The sequence below is a fragment of the Roseiarcus fermentans genome (assembly GCF_003315135.1).
Taxonomy (GTDB): domain Bacteria; phylum Pseudomonadota; class Alphaproteobacteria; order Rhizobiales; family Beijerinckiaceae; genus Roseiarcus; species Roseiarcus fermentans.
Genome location: NZ_QNRK01000015.1, coordinates 1 through 22027, shown reverse-complemented (window position 1 = coordinate 22027; position 22027 = coordinate 1). Strand labels below are relative to the sequence as shown.

Below are 22027 nucleotides of genomic sequence, written 5' to 3'. Positions count from 1 at the left end.
GCCCGCCCGTCGAGGCGGGCGGACAACCGAGGGCTACGAGCGCCGCCTCGCCAGCGCGGCGAGGATGGCGCGGGCGCGGCTTGCGGCGAAGACTGACGCCACGTCACGGTCCGTGCGGATGCGCCAGTTCGGCCGCTCGCGGTCGGTTCCCGGGAGGTTGGTCGCGATCGCCTCGCCGACGAGATCGTCGAGTTGGGCGCTGGCGAGCGCCGAGCCGGCGTCGCCGACGAAGGCGTGGATCGCCGCCGCGGTCGGGTCGTCGAGCGGATCGTCCTCGGCCGGGGGGGCCTCGAGCAGGCCGGCCGCGATCAGGGCGGCGATCAGGATGTGTTTCTCCTCACGCCGCGCCGCGATCGCCTCGCCCGCCGCGGTCAACGACCGCAGCCCGAGCGAAAGCAGTTCCGCGATGTCGGTGCCTCGCCACCAGCCTGCGAGCGTGGGAAGGTCGTGCGTCGAGACGCAGGCCGCCGACAGCGGCGGATAGGCGGACGGCGGCGCGAACCGGGCGCCCTCGCGCTCGAACCACAGGACGCGCATCCCCAGGATTCGCGCCTTCATCATGCGGTCGCGGAACCCCGCGGCGACCGTGCCGAGATCCTCTCCGACCACCATGCAGCGCGCGCGCCGGCTCTCCAGCGCGATGTGGCCGACGAGATCGTCGAGCGGATAGGAGAGATAGGCGCCCTCGGCCGGCTTCGCCCCGTCCGGGATCAGGAAGAGACGCTGCAGACCCATCGCGTGGTCGATTCGCAGCATTCCGGCGTGACGCATGTTGGCGGCGTAGAGAGCGCTCAGCTCGGCCCAGCCCTGTCGCGCGCCGGCCAGCGGATTGGGGGCCGGCAGGCTCCAGTTCTGGCCTTGCAGGGAGAACGGATCGGGCGGCGCGCCGACGGTCGCGCCCCGCGTCAGCCTGTCGCCCTGCGCCCAAGCTTCGGCGCCGTCGGGCGCGGACCCCACGGCGAGATCGCGATAGAAGCCGATCCCGAGCCCGCCGGCGCGCGCCGTTTCCGCCGCCCGGGCGAGTTGCCGGTCCGCGGCCCACTGGCAGAACAGCGCGAAATCGTACCGCTCCGCCCGTCTGTCGATAGCCTTCGCGATCGCGCCCGGGTCGCCGTCGCGCAGCGGCGCCGGCCACAAACGCCAGTGTTCCCCGTCCTCGCCGGCGGCAATCGCCTGGAAGGCCGCGAATTGCTTCAGCGTCTGGCCGCCGTGCGCGACGAAATCGCGATAGTCCGCAACCACGCTGTCTCCCGGCTGCGCCGCCGCGAGCCGCGCGAACGCGCCGTGAAGCGCCTCGAGCGCGGCGCGTTTGACCCGCCACGCCTCGGGGTAGTCGACGAGGCGCGCCGCCGCCGTCTTCGCCGCCGCCGGGGCGAGCGCGGCGAGCGCAGTTTGCGCGAAGGCGTCGCGCGGCAGATCGGGGTCGAAGACATCGATCAGGATCGGATCGAGAAACCGCCGGTCGGAGGGATAGTAGGGGCTCGCCCGCTCGCGGTCGCCCGGGAACAGCATGTGCATCGGGCTCACGCCGAAATAGGCGGCCCCCGCCCCGCCCGCCGCCGCCGCCGCCTGCGCGAGCGCGGTGAAATCCCCGATTCCCTGATCGCGCTCATGCCTGAGGGCGTAGAGCTGGGCGGTCACGCCGAAGCGTTTGCCGGATGCGAACTCGGCGCCGTGGCACTGGGGCGGCGCGACCGTCAGCGCGCAGTCGACGCCGTCGACGATCAGCCGGTGGCGCCCGAGCGGCAGGTCCGGCAGGGGAACCTTGCGCTCGACGACCGCGACGCCGTCCGCGAGCGGGCGCCCGACGCCGTCGCCGGCTGGCGTCCGCCATTCGAAGACCTCGCCGTCCTCGCACTCGATGCGCGCGTCCGCCGCGCCGGCGGCGTCGCGAAGCGGCAGGGAGGCCGCCTCGCCTTCGCGCACCAGCAGGGAAGGGGGCACGCGCCGCCGCCGCGTCTCGTCCAGCGCCGTCCTCAGGCTTTCGCGCGCTTGCGCCTCGCTGGCGGTGGCGAGGCCGAGCGCGCCGAGAAGCGCGATCTTGCTCTCGGCGGAGACGACGGTCCGCCTGCCGCCGAGGTCCCACCAATCGCCGGCGAGCCCGACGGCGCCGCATAGCGCGTCGATCGTTTCGGCCGAGGGTGGCCTGCCCGCCCCCGTGGCCGTCGGGCGCTCCGCGAGAACGAGGGTCGCGCGCGCCGCCACCCGGCAGCGATCGGCGAGCGCCGTCATGCGCTCGGGCGCGTCGGGCGCGTCGGTGTCGACGACGATGCGCCACGCCATGCCGGCGCGCGGCGCGGGAAGCCGCACGTCCGCAACCGAGGCGGCGCGGTTGAGCGCCAGCGCCACGCGATCGACGCCGCCGTCGGCGGGCGCGGCGAAGACCGCGACCAGCACGGGCCCGGCGGGATCGTTCCACGCCGACTGCGACATCGGCCCGTTGTCGTCGCGCCATTCGACGTCGGGCAGACCGGTCGCGTCGAACGGCTTTCCGGTGAGAAAGGCGTCGCGCGACAAGGCGGGATGGGCCCGGCGGGCGCGCACGAGCCGGCCGACGAAGCGGGCGAGGCTCTCGTCCGCGCTGTCCCAGTGAATCGCCGTGGTCGCGTTGTCCTGGGCGTAGGCGTTGTTGTTGCCGGACTGGGTGAAGCCGAGTTCGGAGCCCATCGCCAGCATCGGCGTTCCGCGCGAGGCGAGGAGCAGCGCCAAGAGGTTGCGCTGATCGCGCGTGCGCGCAGCGACGATCGCCGGATCGGCGCTCGGCCCCTCGACGCCGTGGTTCCAGGAGTAATTGGCGTCGGTCCCGTCGCGGTTGTGTTCGCCGTTGCCGTCGTTGTGCTTGCCGTCGTAGGCGACCAGGTCGGCGAGGGTGAAGCCGTCGTGGGCGACGATGAAATTGACGCTCCGCGAGGGCGCGGGCCCCTGGCCGAACACGTCCCTCGATCCGGAAATCCGCGTCGCGAGATCGCCGCGAACGCCGGCGTCGCCACGCCAGAAGCGGCGCGCGCAATCGCGATAGCGGTCGTTCCACTCGGCCCATTCGCGGCCGAACCGGCCGAGCTGGTAGCCGCCGGGGCCGATGTCCCAGGGTTCGGCGATCAGCCGCGCCTTCGAGACGATCGCGTCGGCGGCGAGCGCGCGGAAGAAGGGCGCGGCGGGATCGAACCCGTCGGCCGTGCGCCCGAGCGCGACGGCGAGATCGAAGCGGAAGCCGTCGATTCCGCCGTACTCCATCCAGCGGCGCAGCGCGCCGACCGCCATCGCGACGACGATCGGCCGATCGAGCGCGACGCAATTGCCGGTGCCGGCGTCATTGACGTAACGCGCCGGGTCGGAGGGATCGAGGCGAAAGAAGGTGGCGTTGTCGAGCCCCCGGAACGACAGGGTCGGGCCGAACGCGTCGCTCTCGCCGTTGTGGTTGAAGACGACGTCGAGGATCGCCTCCATGCCGGCCGCGTGCAGCGCGTCGGTGGCGGCGCGCACCTCCGCCCAGCCGCCGGGCGCGAGCCGCGGGTCGGGCGCGCCGAACACGACCGGGTTGTAGCCCCAGGCGTTGGCGAGGCCCAGCGGGCCCAGATGGCGTTCGTCGACGAAGGCGTCCGCCGGCATGATCTCGACCGCGGTGACGCCGAGGGCGGAGAGATGGTCGATCAACGCCGGATGGGCGAGGCCGGCGAACGTGCCGCGCGCCGGCTCGGGGACGCCCGGGTGGAGGCGGGTGAACCCGCGCAGATTGAGCTCGTAGACGACGAGCGCTTCCGGCGCCACGCGCCGGCGGCCCGGCTCGCCCGCGCGCGCGGCCCCGGCGATCGCCTTGGGCGCGTGCGCGCCGCTGTCCTCGCCGAAGGCGAACATTGACCGGTCGAGACGGAAGGGACCGTCGAAGGCGACGGCATAAGGATCGGCGAGCAGTTTCGAGACGTCGAAGCGGTGGCCCCGATTCGGCTCGAACGGGCCGCTGACGCGAAAGCCGTAGCGCGCGCCGGCCCCGACGCCGGGGGCGAGGCCGCGAAACATCCCGTCGCCGCCGCGCGCGAGCGGAATTCGCGCCGTCTCGCGATCGCCGTCGAACAGGCAGAGCAGGACGCCTTCGGCGTTCGGCAGGTCGAGCGCCGCCGACAGACCCTCGGCGGTGACGGCGACGCCGGGGTTGATCGGGTCGGCGCTCATCCGTCGATTTTCGCCACGGACCGGTAGAGATCGGCGTAGCGCCTGGCCGGACCCCTCCAGGAGACGTCGGCGCGCATGCCGTTGAGGCGCATGCGGCGCATCGCCGCCGGGTCGTGGTAGGTCGCGAACGCCAGGTCGATGGCGCGGGCGAGCGCGTCGACGGTGGGAGGCGCGAACTGGAATCCGGTGGCGACGCCGGCCGCCAGAGCCGCCTCGTTGCCGTCGATCACCGTATCGGCGAGTCCGCCGACCCGCGACACGATGGGCGCCGCACCGTAGCGCAACGCGCAGAGCTGGGTGAGCCCGCAGGGCTCGAAGCGCGAGGGCACCAAGATGAAGTCGGCGCCGGCCTGGAACAGGTGCGCGAGCTTCTCGTCGTAGTCGAAGACGCAACTCACCGAATCGGGGCGGCTGGCGGCGGCGTCGCCGAAGCCCGATTCGAGCAGGCGCTCGCCGGCCCCGAGCAGGCCGAACTGGCCGCCCCGGTCGACGATGCGCGGCAGCGCGTGCAGCAGCAGATCGAGGCCCTTCTGATGCGACAGGCGGGAGACGACGGCGAACAGCGGCCGATCGACGCTGCGCGTCAGGCCGAGACGGTTCTGCAACGCCGTCTTGTTGCGGCCGCGCATGTCGATCCGCAGCGCGTTGTAGGGCTGGGCGAGGGCCGAATCCGTGTTCGGATTCCACACCGTGTCGTCGACGCCGTTGACGATGCCGTGCACCGCGCCGCCGCGCGAGCGCAGCAGGCCGTCGAGCCCCATGCCGAATTCGGCCGTCTGGATTTCGCGCGCATAGGTCGGCGACACCGTGGTGACGACGTCGGAGAACAACAGGCCGGCCTTGAGAAAGCCCACGCCGCCGTAGTACTCGACGCCATCGAGGCCGAGCGCCTCGTCGGGCAGCCCGAGCTCCCAGAACACGGACACCGGGAAGTGGCCCTGGAAGGCGAGGTTGTGGATCGTGATCAGCGATCCCGGGCCGCGCTCCGCGGCGTAGCGCAGATAGGCGGCCGTCAGGCCCGCCTGCCAGTCGTGCGCATGCACCACTTGCGGCTGAAACGCCGCGATCGCGCCGAGCCCGATGTCCGCCCCGACCCGCGCCAGCGCCGCGAACCGGCGCGCGTTGTCCGGCCAGTCCGTGTTGTCGGGCCCGAGGTAGGGGTTGCCCGGACGGTCGAAGAGATGGGGCGCGTCGAGGGCGAAGAGATCGAGCCCGGCCGAGCGGCCGGCGATGATCCGCGCCGGGGCGCCGAACAGGTCCGCGTATTCGTGCGCGACCTCGCCGCCGGCGAGCTTGGCCTTCACCGCCGGATAGGCCGGCAGCAGCGTCCGCATCTCCACGTCCTCGCGCACGAGCGCGCCCGGCAGCGCGCCCGCGACATCGGCGAGGCCGCCCGTCTTGACCAGCGGAAAGACCTCCGAGGCGACCGACAGGACCTTCAGACCACTCATGATTTGAGCTTTTCGATCATCGGCCCGGTGATCAGCGTGACGCCGTTCTCGGTGCGCCGGAAGCGCTTGGCGTCGAGCGCCGGGTCCTCGCCCACGACCAGCCCGTCGGGAATCGCGACCTCGCTGTCGATCACCACCTTGTTGAGCCGAACGTGCCGTCCGATCGAGGCGTAGGGCAGGATGACCGCCTCGTGGATGGTCGAATAGGAATGGACGTGGACGCCGGTGAAGACCAGGGAGCGGCTGATCGCCGCCCCCGAGACGATGCACCCGCCCGAGAGCAGCGACTGGATCGCGAGGCCGCGCCGCCCGTCGACGTCGTGCACGAACTTGGCCGGCGGGGTGATCTCGCCATAGGTCCAGATCGGCCAGCCGCGGTCGTAGAGGTCGAGGTCGGGAACGACGTCGGTCAGGTCGATGTTGGCCTCCCAGTAGGCGTCGACGGTGCCGACGTCGCGCCAGTAGTGCTTGGCCTCCTCGGTCGAGCGGACGCACGACTGGGAGAAGTGATGCGCGACCGCTTTGCCGTTCTTGACGATGTAGGGGATGATGTCCTTGCCGAAGTCGTGGGCGGAGGCGGGATCGGCGGCGTCCTGTTTCAGCAGGTCGATCAGGAACGACGTCTCGAACACATAGATGCCCATGCTGGCGAGCGCGACGTCGGGACGGCCCGGCATGTGCGGCGGGTTCTTCGGCTTTTCGAGGAATTCGATGATCGTGTTGTCGTCGTCGACGTGCATGACGCCGAAGCCCTTGGCCTCCTCGAGCGTGGCTTCGAGGCAGCCCACCGTCACGTCGGCTTCCGAGTCGACGTGCTGCTGCAACATCTTCTCGTAGTCCATCTTGTAGACGTGGTCGCCGGCGAGCACGACCATGAAGTGGGGATTGTAGCTCTCGATGATGTCGATGTTCTGGTAGACCGCGTCGGCGGTGCCCAGATACCACATCGTTTCCGAGACGCGCTGCGAGGCCGGCAGGATGTCGAAGCTCTCGTTGCGTTCCGGCCTGAGGAAGTTCCAGCCGCGCTGCAGGTGGCGGATCAGGCTGTGGGCCTTGTACTGGGTCGCCACCGCGATGCGGCGGATGCCGGAATTGAGCGCGTTCGACAGCGCGAAGTCGATGATGCGCGACTTGCCGGCGAAGTAGACGGCGGGCTTCGCCCGCCGGTCGGTCAGTTCCAGCAGGCGGCTGCCGCGTCCCCCGGCGAGGACGTAGGCCATCGCATGGCGGGCGTAGGGGGGGCTGAGCCCCATCTCCCTGGCGGTTCGTGTCCTTGGCATCCCGGTGTCCTCCTCAGGCGGGCGCCTGCCCGGCGACAGGCGGGGCGAAGACGAGATAGAGCGTGGCGAGCGGCGGCAGGTTCAGCGCCGCCGAACAGGGAAAGCCGTGCGACGACCGCGGCTCGGCGACGACGTCGCCGAGGTTGCCGATGTTCGAGCCGCCGTAGAGGCCGGCGTCGGTGTTGATCGCCTCGCGCCAGTGGCCCTCGAAGGGAAGGCCGATGCGGTAGTTCATCCGCGGCTCGGGGGTGAAGTTGCACACGACCGCGACCGGCGGATCGCTTTGCGCGCCCCGGCGCAGGAAGGCGAGGACCGACTGCTGGTCGTCGTTGACGACGATCCAGCGAAAGCCCTCGGGCTCGCAATCGCGCGCGTAGAGCGCGGGCGTGTCGCGATAGACCCGGTTGAGGTCGCGGATGAGCGCTTGCACGCCCTGGTGCGGCCAGTGATCGAGCAGCCACCAGGGCAGCGACTCGGCCGCGTTCCACTCCATCGTCTGGCCGAACTCCTGCCCCATGAACAAGAGCTTCTTGCCGGGATGGCCCCACATGAAGCCGTAGAAGGCGCGCGCATTGGCGAACCGCTGCCACTCGTCGCCGGGCATCCTGCCGATGACCGAGCCCTTGCCGTGGACGACTTCGTCATGGGAGATCGGCAGGACGAAATTCTCGCTGAACGCATAAAGGAGACCGAAGGTCATCTTGTCGTGACCCCAGCGGCGGTAGATCGGATCGCGCGACATGTAGTCGAGCGTGTCGTGCATCCACCCCATGTTCCACTTGAAGCCGAAGCCGAGGCCGCCGTGGTCGGTCGGCGCCGAGACGCCGGCGAAGGCGGTCGACTCCTCGGCGATGGTGATCGCGCCCGGGAATCCTCCGTAGACCAGCTCGTTGGCGCGGCGCAGGAAGGCGATCGCCTCGCGGTTCTCCTTGCTGCCGTCGGCGTTGGGCAGCCACTCGCCCTCGCGTCGGGAATAGTCGAGGTACAGCATCGAGGCGACGGCGTCGACGCGCAGGCCGTCGACGTGGAAGCGGTCGACCCAGTAGAGCGCGTTGCAATAGAGGAAGTTCGCGACCTCGAACCGGCCGAAATTGTAGATCGCCGTGTTCCAGTCCGGGTGGAAGCCCTTGCGCGGGTCGGCGTGTTCGTAGAGCGCGGTGCCGTCGAAATGGGCGAGGCCGTGCTCGTCGGTCGGGAAATGCGCCGGGACCCAGTCGATGATCACGCCGAGGCCGGCGGTGTGGGCCTTGTCGACGAAGCGGGCGAAGCCGGCGGGCGTTCCGAAGCGGCTGGTGGGCGCGAACAGGCCGATCGGCTGGTAGCCCCAGGACTCGTCGAGCGGGTGCTCGCTGATCGGCAGCAGTTCGATGTGGGTGTAGCCCATGCCTGCGGCATAGGGGATCAGGTCGTCGGCCAGCTCGTCATAGGACAGGAACGAGCCGTCGGGACGCCGTTTCCACGACCCGAGGTGGACCTCGTAGATCGTCATCGGCTTGCGCCGCGGCGCGCCGTCGCCCCGGCTCTTCATGTAGTCGTGGTCGGTCCATTCGAAGTCGGCGCTGTCGGCGACCACCGAGGCGGTCGATGGGCGGAGTTCGGCCTCGAAGCCGAACGGATCGGCCTTCAGCGGCAGGAGATTGCCGGCCGGTCCGGTCAGCTCGTACTTGTAGACGGCCCCCGGGCCGATATGCGGAACGAAAATCTCCCACAGGCCGCTGTCGAAGCGCTTGCGCATCTGGCAGCGCCGCCCGTCCCAGTGATTGAAGTCGCCCACCACCGACACGCGCGCGGCGTTGGGCGCCCAGAGCGCGAACAGGACGCCGTCGACGCCTTCGTGCATGGCGATCTGGGCGCCGAGCCGCCGGTACAGCTGCCGGTGCGACCCCTCGCGCAGCAGGTAGTCGTCGATCGGTCCGAGCGCGGGTCCGAAGGCGTAGGAGTCGATGTAGGACGACGTTCCGTTCGCCGTCTCGACCTCCACCCGGTAAAGCGGCCGCTCGGTCGCCGAGGGAATCAGCGCTTCGAAGAAATCGCCCTTGCGCCGCTCGAGGCCGGCGAGGAGGGCGCCGTCACGGGTCAGCGCCCGAACTCCGATCGCGTCGGGGGCAAACACCCGGATCGCCCAACCGACGCTGGTCAGGTGCGGGCCGAGCACTGCGAACGGATTGTCGCACCGCGCCGCGTGGATCGCCTCGATGTCGGCGTCCCGCGCTCTCCAGACCTCCATATCGCCCTCCGCTCGCCGTTCTCAGCTCAGGGGCCTGAACGGCGCGTTCCATATTTCTTTGGCGTATTCCGCGATCGTGCGGTCGGATGAGAACCACCCGACGTTCGCAGTGTTGATGATGCTCGACCGCATCCAACGGACGCGGTCGCGCCAGACCTCGTCGGCGCGCAGCTGGGCTTTCCAGTAGGCGTCGAAATCGGCGCACAGCATGAAATAGTCGTAGTGGGTGAGCGTGTCGACAAGACCTCGGTAGCGTGCGGCGTCGTCGATGGAGAACACGCCCGAACCGATCTCGTCGAGCGCCTCGCGCAGCGCTGGCGAGGCCGCGATCCGCTGGGTCGCGTCGATGCCCTGGGCGCGCGCGGCTTCCACCTCCGACGCCGTCAGGCCGAAGATGAAGATGTTGTCGTCGCCGACGAGGTCGCGCAGCTCGACGTTGGCGCCGTCGAGCGTCCCGATCGTCAGCGCGCCGTTGAGCGCCATCTTCATGTTGCCGGTGCCGGAGGCTTCCATGCCCGCGGTCGAGATCTGCTCGGACAGGTCGACCGCCGGAATGATCGTTTCCGCGAGCGACACGTTGTAGTTGGGCAGGAAGATCACCTTCAAAAGTCCGCGCACGGTCGGATCGGCGTTGACCACGCGGGCGACGTCGATGGCGAGCTTGATGATCAGCTTGGCCTGCGTGTAGCTGGCGGCCGCCTTGCCGGCGAAGATCTTGACCCTCGGCGCGAAGTCGATGGTCGGGTTGGCGCGGATGGCGTTGTAGCGCGCGACCGTTTCCAGAATGTTGAGAAGCTGGCGCTTGTACTCGTGGATGCGCTTGATCTGGACGTCGAACATCGAGTCGGGATCGATACGCTGACCGAGCTGGACGGCGATGTGGCGTGCGAGCGCCACTTTCGCGGCGCGCCGGGCCGCCGCGACCGCGTCGCGAACGCCGGCGTCGTCGGCGAAGGCGGCGAAAGCCTTCAGCGCCTCGGCGTTCTCGAGCGCGTGCTCACCGACCGTCGAGCGGATGATCTGGGACAGGCCCGGGTTGCATTCGATCAGCCAGCGGCGGAACGTGATCCCGTTGGTCTTGTTGACGATGCGGTTCGGATAGACGGTGTTCAGGTTGTGGAACACGGTCTTGCGCATCAGGTCGGTGTGCAGTCCCGAGACGCCGTTGATCTTGTGCGAGCCGATGAAGGCGAGGTTGCCCATGCGCACGCGCCGGCCGGCGTGCTCGTCGATCAGCGAGATCGACGCCAGAATCCCGGGGTCCATGAACCCGCGCCGGCGGGCGCCGTCGAGGTGGGCCGCGTTGATCAGATAGATGATCTGCATGTGACGCGGCAGCAGCCGCTCCATCAGCGGAACCGGCCAGCTTTCCAGCGCCTCCGGCAGCAGCGTGTGGTTGGTGTAGGAGAAGGTCGCCTGCGTGACCGTCCAGGCCTCGTCCCACTCGAGCCCGTTGAGGTCGACCAGAATGCGCATCAGTTCGGCGACCGCGATCGCGGGATGGGTGTCGTTGAGCTGGATCGCGGCGTGGTCGCCGAGCGTTCGCACGTCGCCATGCTGGCGGATGTGGCGGCGGACGAGGTCGAGCAGCGAAGCGGAGGCGAAGAAATACTCCTGCCGGAGGCGCAGCTCCTGTCCGGCCGGCGTCGCGTCGCTCGGGTAGAGGACCTTGGAGATGGCTTCCGCCCGCATGGCGTCCGACTGGGCGCCGACGAAATCGCCGGCGTTGAAGGCGTCGAGCTTGAACGGGTCGGGCGCGCGCGCCGACCACAGCCGAAGCGTGTTGACGTGCCGGCCGCGCCAGCCGACGATCGGCGTGTCGAAGCCGACCGCCTCGACCGTCTCGCCCGGGTGCCAGATGTGGCGGGTGCGTTCGTCCTCGCCGTGGAGCATTTCCACCCATCCGCCGAAGCCGATCGCGTAGGTGTATTCCAGGCGCTCGAATTCCCACGGATTGCCGTTGGTCAGCCAGTCCTCCGGGACCTCCTGCTGCCAGCCGCCGCGAATGACCTGGCGGAACAGGCCGTTGTCGTAGCGGATGCCGTAGCCGTGCGCGGCGATCTGGAGCGTCGCCATGCTGTCCATGAAGCAGGCGGCGAGGCGGCCGAGGCCGCCGTTGCCGAGCGCCGCGTCCGGCTCGACCCTTCTCAGCTCCATCAGGTTGACGCCGAGGTCCTGCAGCGCCTCCGACATGGTCTCGGCGACGCCGAGATTGGTCATGGCGTCGAACAGGAGCCGGCCGATCAGGAACTCGAGGGAGAGGTAATAGACGCGTTTGCGCCCGTCCGCGTAGGCTTCCGCGGTCGAATGCAGCCAGCGGTCGACGATGAGGTCGCGGGTCGCGAAAGCGACCGCGAGGAACCAGTCGCGCGGGCTCGCGACCTCGGGCACCTTGCCGACCGAATAGGTCAGCTTGGCCAGAACCGAGGCCTTGAGTTCGGCGGCGGAAACGGGCGGCTCGACGTCCGACTTCGACGAACCGGCGGTGTCTATCTTGAGATCGCCCATCTTCCCTCGCTCGTGAGCGCAAAGTCCGACGACCGGCTTCGTGTGCGCTCCCCGAGGCAGGTTGTAACATGCTCGCCGCCTTCGGCAACGCGCGAGGGCGGCCCGATCGCCCCGTTTCCCCGAGCGCGCATGGCCGTCTCCCTCAATGGCCGGAACCGGCCGCGCTCCTGGCGCTGCGCATCTGCTGCTGATAGGCGTCGAGCTCGGCGGTCGCCGCGGCGATCTGCATCTGCAGCGTCTCCAGCTGTTTCTGGGCGGCGGCCGACTGATTCTGAGCGTCGGTCAAGGCCCCGTGCGAGGCGTCGAGCTGGCCCTGCAGGCGCGTCTGCTCGTTGGTAAGCGCCTGATTCTGGTTTTGCAACGCCGCGAGCCGGTCGGTTTCCTCTTTCAGCCGCGCGTCGACCGACTGAAGGTCGCGCGATTTCGCGCTCGCTTCCTCCTGCGCGCCGGAAATGGCGAGCTTGGCGTCGTTGAACTGCCGGGTCAGCTCCGCCAGTTCGTTCTGCGCCGACGCGCGCGCGGCCGACGCCTCCGACAGCGCCTTCTCCGCTTCCATCGCCTGAATCTTGAGATCGGCCGCCGTTCCGGCCGCCTTCTGCAGATTCTGAAGGTCGGCCGCCAGGGACTCGCGGGCCTTTCCGGCGGCGCGGAGCGAGGCCGCCATCTCCCCTTGCGTTCGCGACGCCTCATACCAAAGATATGCCGACAACAGCCAGCCGATGAGGGCGAGACCGGAGAGCGCGAGCAGGACAGGCCGATAATAGGTTTCGCCCGCACCCAACGCCATGACGCACTCCTGCGGTTCGCCCGCACAGCAACAACGTTCGCGGCTCGACGGTCGTTCCCGGTTATAGAGCCCGGCGGGGGCGCCTCGCCAAGCTGAAAAATCGACGCACCGGTCCGACTTGCCATTCCCGCAAGGCTGCCATGCCGCGCTTCGCCGCGGCGGAGCGACGGTCGCGCGCGGCCGCTCGCGCGCCCGCGAACACCAGGGACCGGGAACGGCCCGGCGCGCGCGACCTCCGGGAACCGCCGCCCGGCGCCAGGAAGGAGGTTGTCAATCGCGGACGGTGCGGTGTAACGTCGCGGCAAGAAAAGAAGTGGCTGGCGGGCATTCGGGCGGCGAACGGCGCGACAGGCGTCGACGCGGCGGGCTGACGGGAGATCGATAGTGAGGGAACGCGTATCGATTCCGTTGCGGACGGCCGTTGCGGTCGGGCTCGCGGCGGCCGCAACCCAACCGTCGCGGGCGGCGCTGCTCGGCGCCCCGGAGTCGGGGCAGATCGGCTTCCTGCCGGCCAACACGCCGATCGCCGGCGACATCCAGTGGCTGCACAACGCGATCCTTCTGCCGGCGACCGTCGGCATCTCGCTTCTGGTGCTGGCCCTGCTCGCCTACGTCGTGTTCCGCTTCAACGACAAGGCGCATCCGATTCCCTCGCGCACGACGCACAACGGCCCGCTCGAGATCGCCTGGACCATCCTGCCGGCGCTCGTGCTGGTGGTCATTGCGGTGCCTTCCTTCCGGCTGCTGACGCAGCAGCTCGTCATCCCCGAGCCGGACATGACGATCAAGGCGACCGCCTCGCAGTGGCATTGGAACTACGGCTATCCGAAGTCGGACGGCGGGTTCTCGTTCGATTCGCTGATCAAGGACGACAAGGACCTCAAGCCCGGCGACATCCGCCTGCTGTCGGTCGACAACGCCGCCTATGTCCCGGTCGGCAAGGTGGTCGAACTCGACGTCGTGTCGCAGGACGTCATCCACTCGTTCTCGATCCCGTCTTTCGGCGTGAAGATCGACGCGGTTCCGGGACGGCTGAACAAGTCGTGGTTCAAGGCCGAGCAGGAAGGCGTGTTCTACGGCCAGTGCTCCAACATCTGCGGCATCGACCATGCGTTCATGCCGATCGAGTTCCACGTCGTGAGCCAGAAGGCCTACGACGCCTGGCTCGAGCAGGCGAAGAAGACCTACGCGTCCGCGGACGGCGCGACCCTCGCCGCGACCGCGCTCGCCCCGCATCCGTGACCGCGAAACCGCATCTGAACAGGACGAGAGAAGCATGACGTCTTACGTCTCCGCCGACACCGAGGCCGACGTCCATCACGGACACGAACACGAAATTCCGCACGGCTGGCGGCGCTACCTGTTCTCGACCAACCACAAGGACATCGGCACGATGTACCTCGTGTTCGCGGTCTGCGGCGGCGTTTTCGGAACGCTGCTGTCGATTGCGATCCGCGCCGAGCTGATGACGCCGGGGATTCAGGTGTTCCCGTGGATCTCCGCGATCATGACCGGCGACGGATCGCTGGACGCGGCGAAGAACCTGTACAACGTGTTCTTCACCAGCCACGCCGTCATCATGATCTTCTTCATGGTGATGCCGGCGATGATGGGCGGGTTCGGCAACTGGTTCGTGCCGCTGATGATCGGCGCGCCCGACATGGCGTTCCCGCGCCTCAACAACATGTCGTTCTGGATGCTGGTGGCGTCGTTCTGCCTCCTGTTCACCTCGCTGTGGGTCGAGGGGTCGCCGGGCATGCACGGCTTCGGCGGCGGCTGGGTGCTCTATCCGCCGATGTCGTCGAACGTCGGCGCGCCCGGCCCGGCGATGGATTTCGTCATCCTGGCGATGCACCTGGCGGGCGTGTCGTCGATCCTCGGGTCGATCAACTTCATCGCCACCATCTTCAACATGCGCGCGCCCGGCATGACGATGATGCGCATGCCGCTGTTTCCGTGGTCGGTGCTGGTGACGGCGTTCCTGCTGCTGCTGTCGCTGCCGGTGCTCGCCGGCGCGCTGACCATGCTGCTCACCGACCGCAACTTCCACACCACGTTCTTCGATCCGGCCGGCGGCGGCGACCCGATTCTCTACCAGCACCTGTTCTGGTTCTTCGGTCACCCCGAAGTGTACATCCTGATCATCCCCGGCTTCGGCATCATCAGCCAGGTGGTTTCGACCTTCGCCCGCAAGCCGGTGTTCGGCTACGCCGGCATGGTCTACGCGATGGCCGCGATCGGCCTGCTCGGGTTCATCGTGTGGGCCCATCACATGTTCACCACCGGGCTGTCGCTCGGCGCCCAGCGCTATTTCGTGTTCGCCACCATGGTGATCGCGGTGCCGACGGGCGTGAAGATCTTCTCGTGGATCGCGACCATGTGGGGCGGCTCGCTGTCGCTCAGGACGCCGATGCTGTGGGCGATCGGATTCATCTTCGTCTTCACCGTCGGCGGCGTCACCGGCGTGGTGCTGGCCAACGCCTCCGTCGACCGCTACCTGCACGACACCTATTACGTCGTCGCCCACTTCCACTACACGATGTCGCTCGGCGCGGTGTTCTCGATCTTTGCCGGATTCTATTACTGGTTCCCGAAGATGACCGGCTACATGTACGACGAGCGGCTGGCGAAATGGCATTTCTGGCTGATGTTCGCCGGCATCAACCTCACCTTCTTCCCGCAGCACTTCCTCGGCTTCGCCGGCATGCCGCGCCGCCTGGTCGACTACACCGACGCCTACGCCACCTGGAATTTCGTGTCGTCGCTCGGCGCGTACCTGTCCGGCGGCGCGACCATCGTGTTCCTCTACGTCGTCTACGAGGCGTTCAAGGCCAAGCGGCTGGCCGGCGCCAACCCGTGGGGGGTCGGCGCCACGACGCTGGAATGGACGCTGCCCTCGCCGCCGCCGTTCCACACGTTCGAGACGCCGCCGCGCATTCCCGGCTACGAGGCGCACGCGGAGCCTGCCGCGGTCGGCCGGGGCGGCCATTGAGCGACGCCCCCGCGCCCGCGACGCAAGCTCAGGCGCGCGCCCGCGCGGCGCGGCTGAACAGGCGCTACGCGATCGGCGCGCTTTCGCTCGCCGTCGCCATGCTCGCGCTCTCCTACGCGGCGGTGCCTTTCTATACGTTGTTCTGCCGCGCCACCGGTTACGAGGGCACGCCGCAGCGGGTGGCGGCCGACGACGGGACCGTGGGACGGCGGACGCTGCGGGTCGCCTTCGACGCCAACGTGGCGCCGGGCCTGCCGTGGCGATTCGAGCCCGAGACCGAGTCCGTCCACCTGCGCGTCGGCAAGGCCGCCACCGTGTTCTTTCGCGCGGAGAACCTGTCCGACCGGGAGATCGCGGCGACCGCGGTGTTCAACGTGACGCCCGAAGTCTCGGGCGCATGGTTCGACAAGGTCCAATGCTTCTGCTTCAGCGAGCAGCGGCTCGGGCCGCACGAGACGGCGGAGTGGCCGGTCGTGTTCTTCCTCGATTCGAAGCTCGAGACGGACCCGTCGATGGCCGAGATCCAATCGATCACGCTATCCTACACTTTGTACGCCGCCCCGGCGGCGCGAAACGCCGCCGACGCGCCGCGCCGCGCCGGCCCCGCCGGATGACCTCGAGGAGAAGCCTATGACGGACGCGCCCATCGCCACGCACGCCGCGCTGATCGACGAGGAGACGCCGGCCGCGGAACGGCCCGGTTTCCATCTGGTCGATCCGAGCCCGTGGCCGATCGTGGGGTCGATCTTCGCGCTCCTCACCGCGGTCGGGCTGATCCTGACGATGAAGGACCTGGCGCGGGCCGGTCCCCTCGTCCTGGCGGTCGGCGGCGCCGGGATCTTGTTCACGATGGCCGGCTGGTGGCGCGACGTTATCGTCGAGGCCCAGTCCGGCCACCACAACGCGATCGTGCGCAATGGACTGACGATCGGAATGGTCCTGTTCATCGCCTCGGAGGTGATGTTCTTCGTCGCCTGGTTCTGGGCGTTCTTCGCCTCGTCGCTCGGCGCGCACGATCCGCAGGTCTACGGCCGGCTCGACTTCACCGGCGGGCTCTGGCCGCCCAAGGGGACCGAGGTCATCGATCCGCTGAGGCTGCCGCTGATGAACACGTTCGTGCTGGTGGCGTCGAGCTTCGCCGTCAACGTCGCCCACGACGAACTGCGCGAGCGCAACCGGGAAGGCTTCAAAGGCTTCCTGCTGGTGGCGATCCTGCTCGGCTTCCTGTTCGTCGGCGGGCAGGCCTGGGAGTACATCCACGCGCCGTTCTCGTTCCGCAATTCGATCTACGGCGCGACCTTCTTCATGGCCACCGGCTTCCACGGAGCCCACGTTATCATCGGCGTGATTTTCCTGACCGTCTGTCTGTTCCGCGCCTTCGCCGGGCAGTTCACCCCGCGCCACCATCTCGGCTTCCAGTTCGCCGCCTGGTACTGGCACTTCGTCGACGTCGTCTGGCTGTTCCTGTTCAGCTGCATCTACATTTGGGGCTCGTGGGGCGCGGCCATCGAGGGCGCGGCGGGCTAGGCGGCGCGAGTTCCAATCGGATCGCCGCCGAATTGCGAGGGTGGACGGCCCCGGAACGGCGTCGGTGACGCCAGTTTGAGGCCGTCGAAGTCTCGGGCGCGAGGAGCGAAGGGACCAGGCAAGGGATGCAGCCGCCGAGCCCGCGGCGGCTGCCGTGCAGGAGCGTAGGGCTTTATATTGTTCTGATTCGAATTACCCTGCCAAAAAAGGAGCAGAGCATGATTCGGATTGTTCTCACCCTTTTAAGCTTTTTCATCAGTCTTCCAGGCCACGCGGAAAGCGCAGATTTCATCGACGGGACCTGGTTTGGCAAAGGCGTTTTTCAGATGGGTAATTCGTTTGTGAATTGCTCCGATGTTATGATGAAGTTCAGCGGAAATAGCCAAGTCTTCGTCGTTCGGGAAGCCTCGATGACTTGCGATGGATTGGGCCCACAAAAGTTCACCGAGGTCGACACATTCTCTCTCGCAGCGAACGGTGATCTAATCTTTCAAAATGGCGTTGCAACTGTAATCAAAACTGGAACCAAAGTGGGACGGGTGGTCGGCGCAAGGCTGACGATGCTGAATCCGATTGATGAAAAGAAGGTCGATGATATCGACATTCGCCTTGCGGGCGATACCTTGGTCTATGTACAGATCGCAGGGGTCCCCGGCGCCCAGCCCGATTACGCTCTTGTCGCCTTCCTGAAGAAAAAGGGAAAAGACAACCCGTAACGACGCCAAAGTCAGGATCCCTTCGATATCAAACGGAAGGGCGCCGCGGCCAAATTGACCAAAGGGACAAGGACGCGCGCCGGCCCGACCGCCGGCGTGCGGCGGAATCCCGTCGCTAGGAAGCCCCGTTCGGACCTGCTATCGAGTCCCCCGACTTCGCGATGGGGAGAGAGCATGCTGGAACGGATTCAGGACGCGCCGGCTGACGCGCTCGCGCTCGCGGCGAGCGGCACAGTCATGGCGCGCGACGTCGAACAGGCGGTCGACGCGGCGCTCGGCGCGATCAGCGCCCCGACCGGGCTGGTCGTGGTGATCGGCGACGACTTCGACGGCTACATGGCCGAACTGGAGCGCGGACTGGCGAACGTCGCCGCGGCGCACAGGACCATCGTCCGGATCGCCCTGGTGACCGGTCCCGGCCAGTCGGCCGAGGCGACGCTCGGCGTCGCCCAGTCCGCCGTGCCGATCCGCCTGTTCGCGGCGGGCGACCGGCTTGCGGCGTTCGACTGGGCGGAATCCGCCCGCCCCGGCCAATAGGCGAAGCCGCCCGGGCGCCTCAGGGTCGGGCCGCGCCGCGCCCGACCAGGTCCTCGATGCGCGGTTCGAGGTCGACCAGGTCGCGGCATAGCTGTTCGAGGCCGAAGCCGAGCGCGAACACCCGCTCGACGTCGGCGGTCTGCAAGGCGATCGACAGGCCTTCGCGGCGAACGGCGGCGACCTGGGCGGCGTAAGCGGCGTGGGCGGCCTCGATCGGCGCAATCGAGGGCGCGGGGGTCCGGCTCGCGAGCGCGGCGGCGCAATTGCGCAGATAGGCCGTCGCTTCGTCCGCGAACCGGGTCAACGGCGGCGCCAGCCGACTGGCGATCGGCTCGGGAAAGCGCGCGCCGGTCGCGCGGGCGATCATGACGAAGTCGTGCCGGGTCCTGAGCAGCGCGCGCGCCAGCGCCGCCGGGTCGGGGTGGGGTCCCAGCGACACCATGCGTTCACGCCTGGCGTCCTCGGCGAGCCCGCGAAAGACCGACACCGCATCGCCGAGGCGGTTCTGCGCGAGCGCGATCTGCACGGCGTCGCCGTCTCGCGACACCCGCACGAGAAGCTTCGGCAGCAGATCCGCCATCTGGTTCAGGATGCCGCTCGCGGCCTTCAGCCCCTGGCGGCGGGCGCGCTCCGGGAACACGGCCAGCGAGACGGCGACCGCGACGGCGCCGCCGATCGCCACTTCGAGGATGCGCGTGACGGCGGAGACGAGCGGCGTTTCGCCGAGCTGGCCGCCGATCAGCAACACGAGCACCGCCGAGAACGGCGCGACGCGAAAGCTCGGGCTGACGGCTGCGGCCATCGCCATCGGCGCGACCGACACGACGAGCACGATCGCCTGCGCCACTGGCGTGACGTGAGGGAAGGCGAGCCCGACCGCCGCCGCCCAGACCGCGCCGCCGAGGGTGCCGATGTTGTATTCGATCGAGGCGCGCAACGAGCCGCCGACGCTGACCTGGCTGACCACGATCGCGGTCAGCACCGCCCACAGCCCATGGAACGGCAGGTCGAGGCTGCGGGCGATGGCGAACGCGACGACCCCGGCGACGCTGACGCGAAGGCTGTAGCGCAACTGCGGCGCGAGGGCCGCGAGCTTGCGGGCGAGCGAGGCGAAGGCGCCCATGCCGGCGCGTTATCGTCCGCCGGACACGGTCACGACGGTGCCGGTGACGAAGGCCGCGGCCGGCGACATCAGCCAGGCGACGGCCTCGGCGATATCGTCCGGGGCGCCGAGCCGGCCGAGCGGCGTCCCGGCGACGACCCGCTCGCGGGCGCCTGGCTGCGACAGGAATCCGTCGGTCATGTCGGTCTCGATCATGCCGGGGGCGACGGCGTTCACGCGCACGCCCTCCGGTCCGACCTCGGTCGCCAGTCCCCGGGTGAAGCTTTCGACCGCGCCCTTGCTCGCCGCGTAGGGCGCGAGGCCGGAAAGACCGCCGAGCCGGGCCGCGATCGACGACAGGTTGACGATCGCGCCGCCCTTGCCGCCGCGCCGCGTCGACAGCCTGAGGACCGCTTCGCGGCAGCAGAGAATCGTGCCGGTCACGTTGACGGCGAAGAGCCGCGCCAGGTCCGCCGGGTCCTGCTCGGCGACCGGCGCGAAGCGGCCCGTGCTTCCGGCGTTGTTGACGAGGCCGGCCAGCGGCCCGAGCGCTTCGGTCGCCGCGTCGAACATCTGCGCCAGCGCGCCCGCGTCGGCGACATCGGCCTTGAACGCCCGCGCCGCGCCGCCGGCCGCCTCGACGGCGGCGACTGTCGCCGCGGCCGCGGCGGAGTCGGAAGCGTAATTGACCGCCACGGCATAGCCCTCGGCCGCGAGCCGGCGACAGACCGCGGCGCCGATGCCGCGCGAGCCCCCCGTGACGACGACTGTTCCCATACCCATAGCCCGCTCCCGTCGTTCGAATCGGCCGACCATGGCGGCCGCCCCCTCCGGCGTCAATGCGCGCTCCCGAGGCGCGCGCCCGCGCGGGCTACGGCTTCAGCCGCCAGCCGGTGCGGAAGATCCAGACCAGGATCGCAAGGCAAGCGACGATGAAGAGCGCGGTGAAGCCGAGGCTGGTCGCGACGCCGACATCGCCGCGGCCCACGAAGCTCCAGCGGAAGCCGCTGACCAGATACACGACGGGATTGAACAGGCTCGCCGTGCGCCAGAACGGCGGCAGCATGTCGATCGAATAGAAGGCGCCGCCGAGGAAGGTCAGCGGGGTCACGATCAGCGAGGGGATGATCGCGAGCTGCTCGAAATTCTTCGCCCAGACGCCGATGATGAAGCCGAACAGGCTGAAGGCGATCGAGGTGAGGATGAGGAAGGCGATCATCGAGAGCGGATGGTCGATCCGCACCTCGACGAACAGGGTCGCGGTCGCCAGGATGATCAGGCCAATGACCACCGACTTGGTCGCCGCGGCGCCGACGTAGGCGGTCACCGCCTCGAGCGCCGACAGCGGCGCCGACAGGATCTCGAAGATCGTGCCGGAGAATTTGGGAAAGAAAATGCCGATCGAGGCGTTGGAGACGCTCTGGGTCAAGAGCGACAGCATGATCAGGCCGGGGACGATGAAGGCGCCGTAGCTGACCCCGTCGACCTCGTGGATGCGTGAGCCGATCGCGCCGCCGAACACGATGAAATAGAGCGCCGTGGTGATGACCGGCGTCGCCACGCTCTGCCAGATCGTGCGCACCGTTCGCGACAGCTCGTAGCGGTAGAGCGCCCATACGCCGCGGGGATTGAGTCTCATGCCGCGCCTCCGACGAGGTCGACGAAGATGTCCTCGAGGCTCGACGCCGTCGTCTCGAGGTCGGCGAAATCGACGCCGGCCTCGGCGAGTCGGCGCAGCAGGGTCGACAGCCCGGTGTCGTCGGCGGAGGCGTCGAAGCTGTAGACCAGCCGCCGGCCGCCGTCCTCGAGGGCGATCGGCCAGCCGGCGAGCGAGGCCGGCAGAGCGCGCAGGGGACGATGCAGCACGAGGGCGAGCCTGCGCTTGCCGAGCTTGCGCATCAGCTGCGCCTTGTCCTCGATCAAGAGGATCCGGCCGTTGTCGATCACGCCGACGCGGTCGGCCATTTCCTCGGCCTCCTCGATATAGTGCGTCGTCAGGATCACGGTCACGCCGCCCTCGCGCAGCCGCCGCACCAGCGCCCACATGTCGCGGCGCAGATTGACGTCGACGCCCGCGGTCGGTTCGTCGAGAAACAGCACCTCGGGCTCGTGCGCGAGCGCCTTGGCGATCATCACCCGCCGCTTCATGCCGCCGGACAATTCGATGATCCGGCTGTCCCGCTTCTCCCACAGGCTCAGGTCGCGCAGCAGGCGTTCGAGGAAGGCCGGATCGGGCGGGCGGCCGAACAGCCGGCGGCTGAACGACACCGTGCCCCTGACGGTCGCGAAAATGTCGAGCGCGATCTCCTGCGGCACGAGGCCGATCCGGTAGCGCGCGGCGCGGAAGTCGCGCTGGATGTCGGCGCCGGCGACCCGGACCGCGCCCGAGGTCATCGACACCGTGCCGCAGATGACGCCGATCAGCGTCGTCTTGCCGGCGCCGTTGGGGCCGAGCAGCGCGAAAATCTCGCCCTTGTCGATAGCGAGATCGACGGCGTCGAGGGCGAGTTGGCCATTGGCGTAACGCTTGGTGACGGCGACGCAGTCGATGATCGGCATGCGGGACCCAGTCTCCCCGACGGCGGCGCGAATCGCCCCTGCGGAGTCCCCGCGACGCCGCCGCGATGGTTCTTAACCCGGATTTCTCACACAGGATGGGTGCATCGGGCGTCCGAATCAGGCAAAAGTTGTTTTGCGAGAACGACTTGACCCTATTCAGAGAGGTCGCCC

16 protein-coding genes are annotated in these 22027 nt (G+C 68.8%); 6 read left to right on the top strand and 10 right to left on the bottom strand.

Annotated elements, in window-relative coordinates; translation table 11 throughout:
- Positions 1-33: 33 nt before the first annotated feature.
- The 6 genes from glgX to DFR50_RS14385 form a co-directional block, all read right to left on the bottom strand.
- A complete protein-coding gene (glgX, locus tag DFR50_RS14410; RefSeq protein WP_113889976.1) occupies positions 34-4170 on the bottom strand; it encodes a glycogen debranching protein GlgX in 4137 nt (1378 codons plus the stop codon).
- Positions 4167-5621 carry a glycogen synthase GlgA gene (glgA, locus tag DFR50_RS14405; protein ID WP_113889975.1) on the bottom strand — a complete coding sequence of 485 codons (1455 nt, stop codon included), beginning with the start codon at positions 5619-5621 and terminating at the stop codon, positions 4167-4169. The genes glgX and glgA overlap by 4 nt, the downstream gene beginning before the upstream one ends.
- Positions 5618-6874, bottom strand: a complete 1257-nt coding sequence (gene glgC / locus DFR50_RS14400) for a glucose-1-phosphate adenylyltransferase (protein ID WP_113889974.1) — start codon at positions 6872-6874, stop codon at positions 5618-5620. The genes glgA and glgC overlap by 4 nt, the downstream gene beginning before the upstream one ends.
- 40 nt (positions 6875-6914) lie before the next feature.
- Positions 6915-9128, bottom strand: coding sequence for a 1,4-alpha-glucan branching protein GlgB (gene glgB / locus DFR50_RS14395; protein WP_113889973.1), 2214 nt, complete (start codon positions 9126-9128; stop codon positions 6915-6917).
- 21 nt (positions 9129-9149) lie between these two features.
- A complete protein-coding gene (locus DFR50_RS14390) occupies positions 9150-11636 on the bottom strand; it encodes a glycogen/starch/alpha-glucan phosphorylase (protein WP_113889972.1) in 2487 nt (828 codons plus the stop codon).
- Positions 11637-11778: 142 nt separating this feature from the next.
- Entirely contained in the window at positions 11779-12423 is a 645-nt protein-coding gene (locus tag DFR50_RS14385) for a hypothetical protein (protein WP_113889971.1), read from the bottom strand.
- A 384-nt stretch (positions 12424-12807) separates the two neighbouring features.
- Between DFR50_RS14385 and coxB the strand changes: the two genes are divergently transcribed.
- The 6 genes from coxB to DFR50_RS14350 all read left to right on the top strand — a co-directional run bounded on the left by coxB (position 12808) and on the right by DFR50_RS14350 (position 18195).
- The gene (coxB, locus tag DFR50_RS14375) at positions 12808-13665 is read left to right on the top strand and encodes a cytochrome c oxidase subunit II (RefSeq protein WP_245427782.1); all 858 of its coding nucleotides are present in this window, start codon (positions 12808-12810) and stop codon (positions 13663-13665) included.
- Positions 13666-13699: 34 nt separating this feature from the next.
- Complete coding sequence (gene ctaD, locus DFR50_RS14370) at positions 13700-15415, top strand: cytochrome c oxidase subunit I (RefSeq protein WP_113889969.1); 1716 nt, start codon at positions 13700-13702, stop codon at positions 15413-15415.
- Positions 15412-16029 carry a cytochrome c oxidase assembly protein gene (locus DFR50_RS14365; protein ID WP_245427780.1) on the top strand — a complete coding sequence of 206 codons (618 nt, stop codon included), beginning with the start codon at positions 15412-15414 and terminating at the stop codon, positions 16027-16029. Before ctaD ends, DFR50_RS14365 begins: the two co-directional genes overlap by 4 nt.
- Before the next feature lie 16 nt (positions 16030-16045).
- Complete coding sequence (locus DFR50_RS14360; protein ID WP_113889967.1) at positions 16046-16942, top strand: cytochrome c oxidase subunit 3; 897 nt, start codon at positions 16046-16048, stop codon at positions 16940-16942.
- A gap of 218 nt (positions 16943-17160) precedes the next feature.
- A complete protein-coding gene (locus DFR50_RS14355) occupies positions 17161-17658 on the top strand; it encodes a hypothetical protein (RefSeq protein WP_113889966.1) in 498 nt (165 codons plus the stop codon).
- Positions 17659-17832: 174 nt separating this feature from the next.
- Positions 17833-18195, top strand: coding sequence for an STAS/SEC14 domain-containing protein (locus DFR50_RS14350; RefSeq protein WP_113889965.1), 363 nt, complete (start codon positions 17833-17835; stop codon positions 18193-18195).
- A 19-nt stretch (positions 18196-18214) separates the two neighbouring features.
- On the opposite strand, the gene DFR50_RS14345 is transcribed toward DFR50_RS14350, so the two are convergent.
- From DFR50_RS14345 to DFR50_RS14330, 4 genes are all read right to left on the bottom strand, one after another.
- On the bottom strand, positions 18215-19318 hold the full coding sequence (locus DFR50_RS14345) for an FUSC family protein (RefSeq protein ID WP_113889964.1): 1104 nt from the start codon (positions 19316-19318) through the stop codon (positions 18215-18217).
- A 9-nt stretch (positions 19319-19327) separates the two neighbouring features.
- Positions 19328-20080 carry an SDR family NAD(P)-dependent oxidoreductase gene (locus tag DFR50_RS14340; RefSeq protein ID WP_113889963.1) on the bottom strand — a complete coding sequence of 251 codons (753 nt, stop codon included), beginning with the start codon at positions 20078-20080 and terminating at the stop codon, positions 19328-19330.
- A gap of 88 nt (positions 20081-20168) precedes the next feature.
- Positions 20169-20936 (bottom strand): ABC transporter permease, encoded by a 768-nt coding sequence (locus tag DFR50_RS14335; protein ID WP_113889962.1) that lies wholly within the window; start codon positions 20934-20936, stop codon positions 20169-20171.
- The gene (locus DFR50_RS14330; protein ID WP_113889961.1) at positions 20933-21856 is read right to left on the bottom strand and encodes an ABC transporter ATP-binding protein; all 924 of its coding nucleotides are present in this window, start codon (positions 21854-21856) and stop codon (positions 20933-20935) included. The genes DFR50_RS14335 and DFR50_RS14330 overlap by 4 nt, the downstream gene beginning before the upstream one ends.
- Positions 21857-22027 lie beyond the last annotated feature (171 nt).

Coding starts and splice junctions, on each gene's coding strand:
- DFR50_RS14335 (WP_113889962.1), bottom strand. CDS start 20,936: ATGAGACTCAATCCCCGCGGCGTATGGGCGCTCTACCGCTACGAGCTG.
- glgX (WP_113889976.1), bottom strand. CDS start 4,170: ATGAGCGCCGACCCGATCAACCCCGGCGTCGCCGTCACCGCCGAGGGT.
- DFR50_RS14360 (WP_113889967.1), top strand. CDS start 16,046: ATGACGGACGCGCCCATCGCCACGCACGCCGCGCTGATCGACGAGGAG.
- glgC (WP_113889974.1), bottom strand. CDS start 6,874: ATGGGGCTCAGCCCCCCCTACGCCCGCCATGCGATGGCCTACGTCCTC.
- DFR50_RS14390 (WP_113889972.1), bottom strand. CDS start 11,636: ATGGGCGATCTCAAGATAGACACCGCCGGTTCGTCGAAGTCGGACGTC.
- DFR50_RS14355 (WP_113889966.1), top strand. CDS start 17,161: ATGATTCGGATTGTTCTCACCCTTTTAAGCTTTTTCATCAGTCTTCCA.
- glgB (WP_113889973.1), bottom strand. CDS start 9,128: ATGGAGGTCTGGAGAGCGCGGGACGCCGACATCGAGGCGATCCACGCG.
- DFR50_RS14345 (WP_113889964.1), bottom strand. CDS start 19,318: ATGGGCGCCTTCGCCTCGCTCGCCCGCAAGCTCGCGGCCCTCGCGCCG.
- glgA (WP_113889975.1), bottom strand. CDS start 5,621: ATGAGTGGTCTGAAGGTCCTGTCGGTCGCCTCGGAGGTCTTTCCGCTG.
- DFR50_RS14340 (WP_113889963.1), bottom strand. CDS start 20,080: ATGGGTATGGGAACAGTCGTCGTCACGGGGGGCTCGCGCGGCATCGGC.
- DFR50_RS14385 (WP_113889971.1), bottom strand. CDS start 12,423: ATGGCGTTGGGTGCGGGCGAAACCTATTATCGGCCTGTCCTGCTCGCG.
- DFR50_RS14350 (WP_113889965.1), top strand. CDS start 17,833: ATGCTGGAACGGATTCAGGACGCGCCGGCTGACGCGCTCGCGCTCGCG.
- ctaD (WP_113889969.1), top strand. CDS start 13,700: ATGACGTCTTACGTCTCCGCCGACACCGAGGCCGACGTCCATCACGGA.
- DFR50_RS14330 (WP_113889961.1), bottom strand. CDS start 21,856: ATGCCGATCATCGACTGCGTCGCCGTCACCAAGCGTTACGCCAATGGC.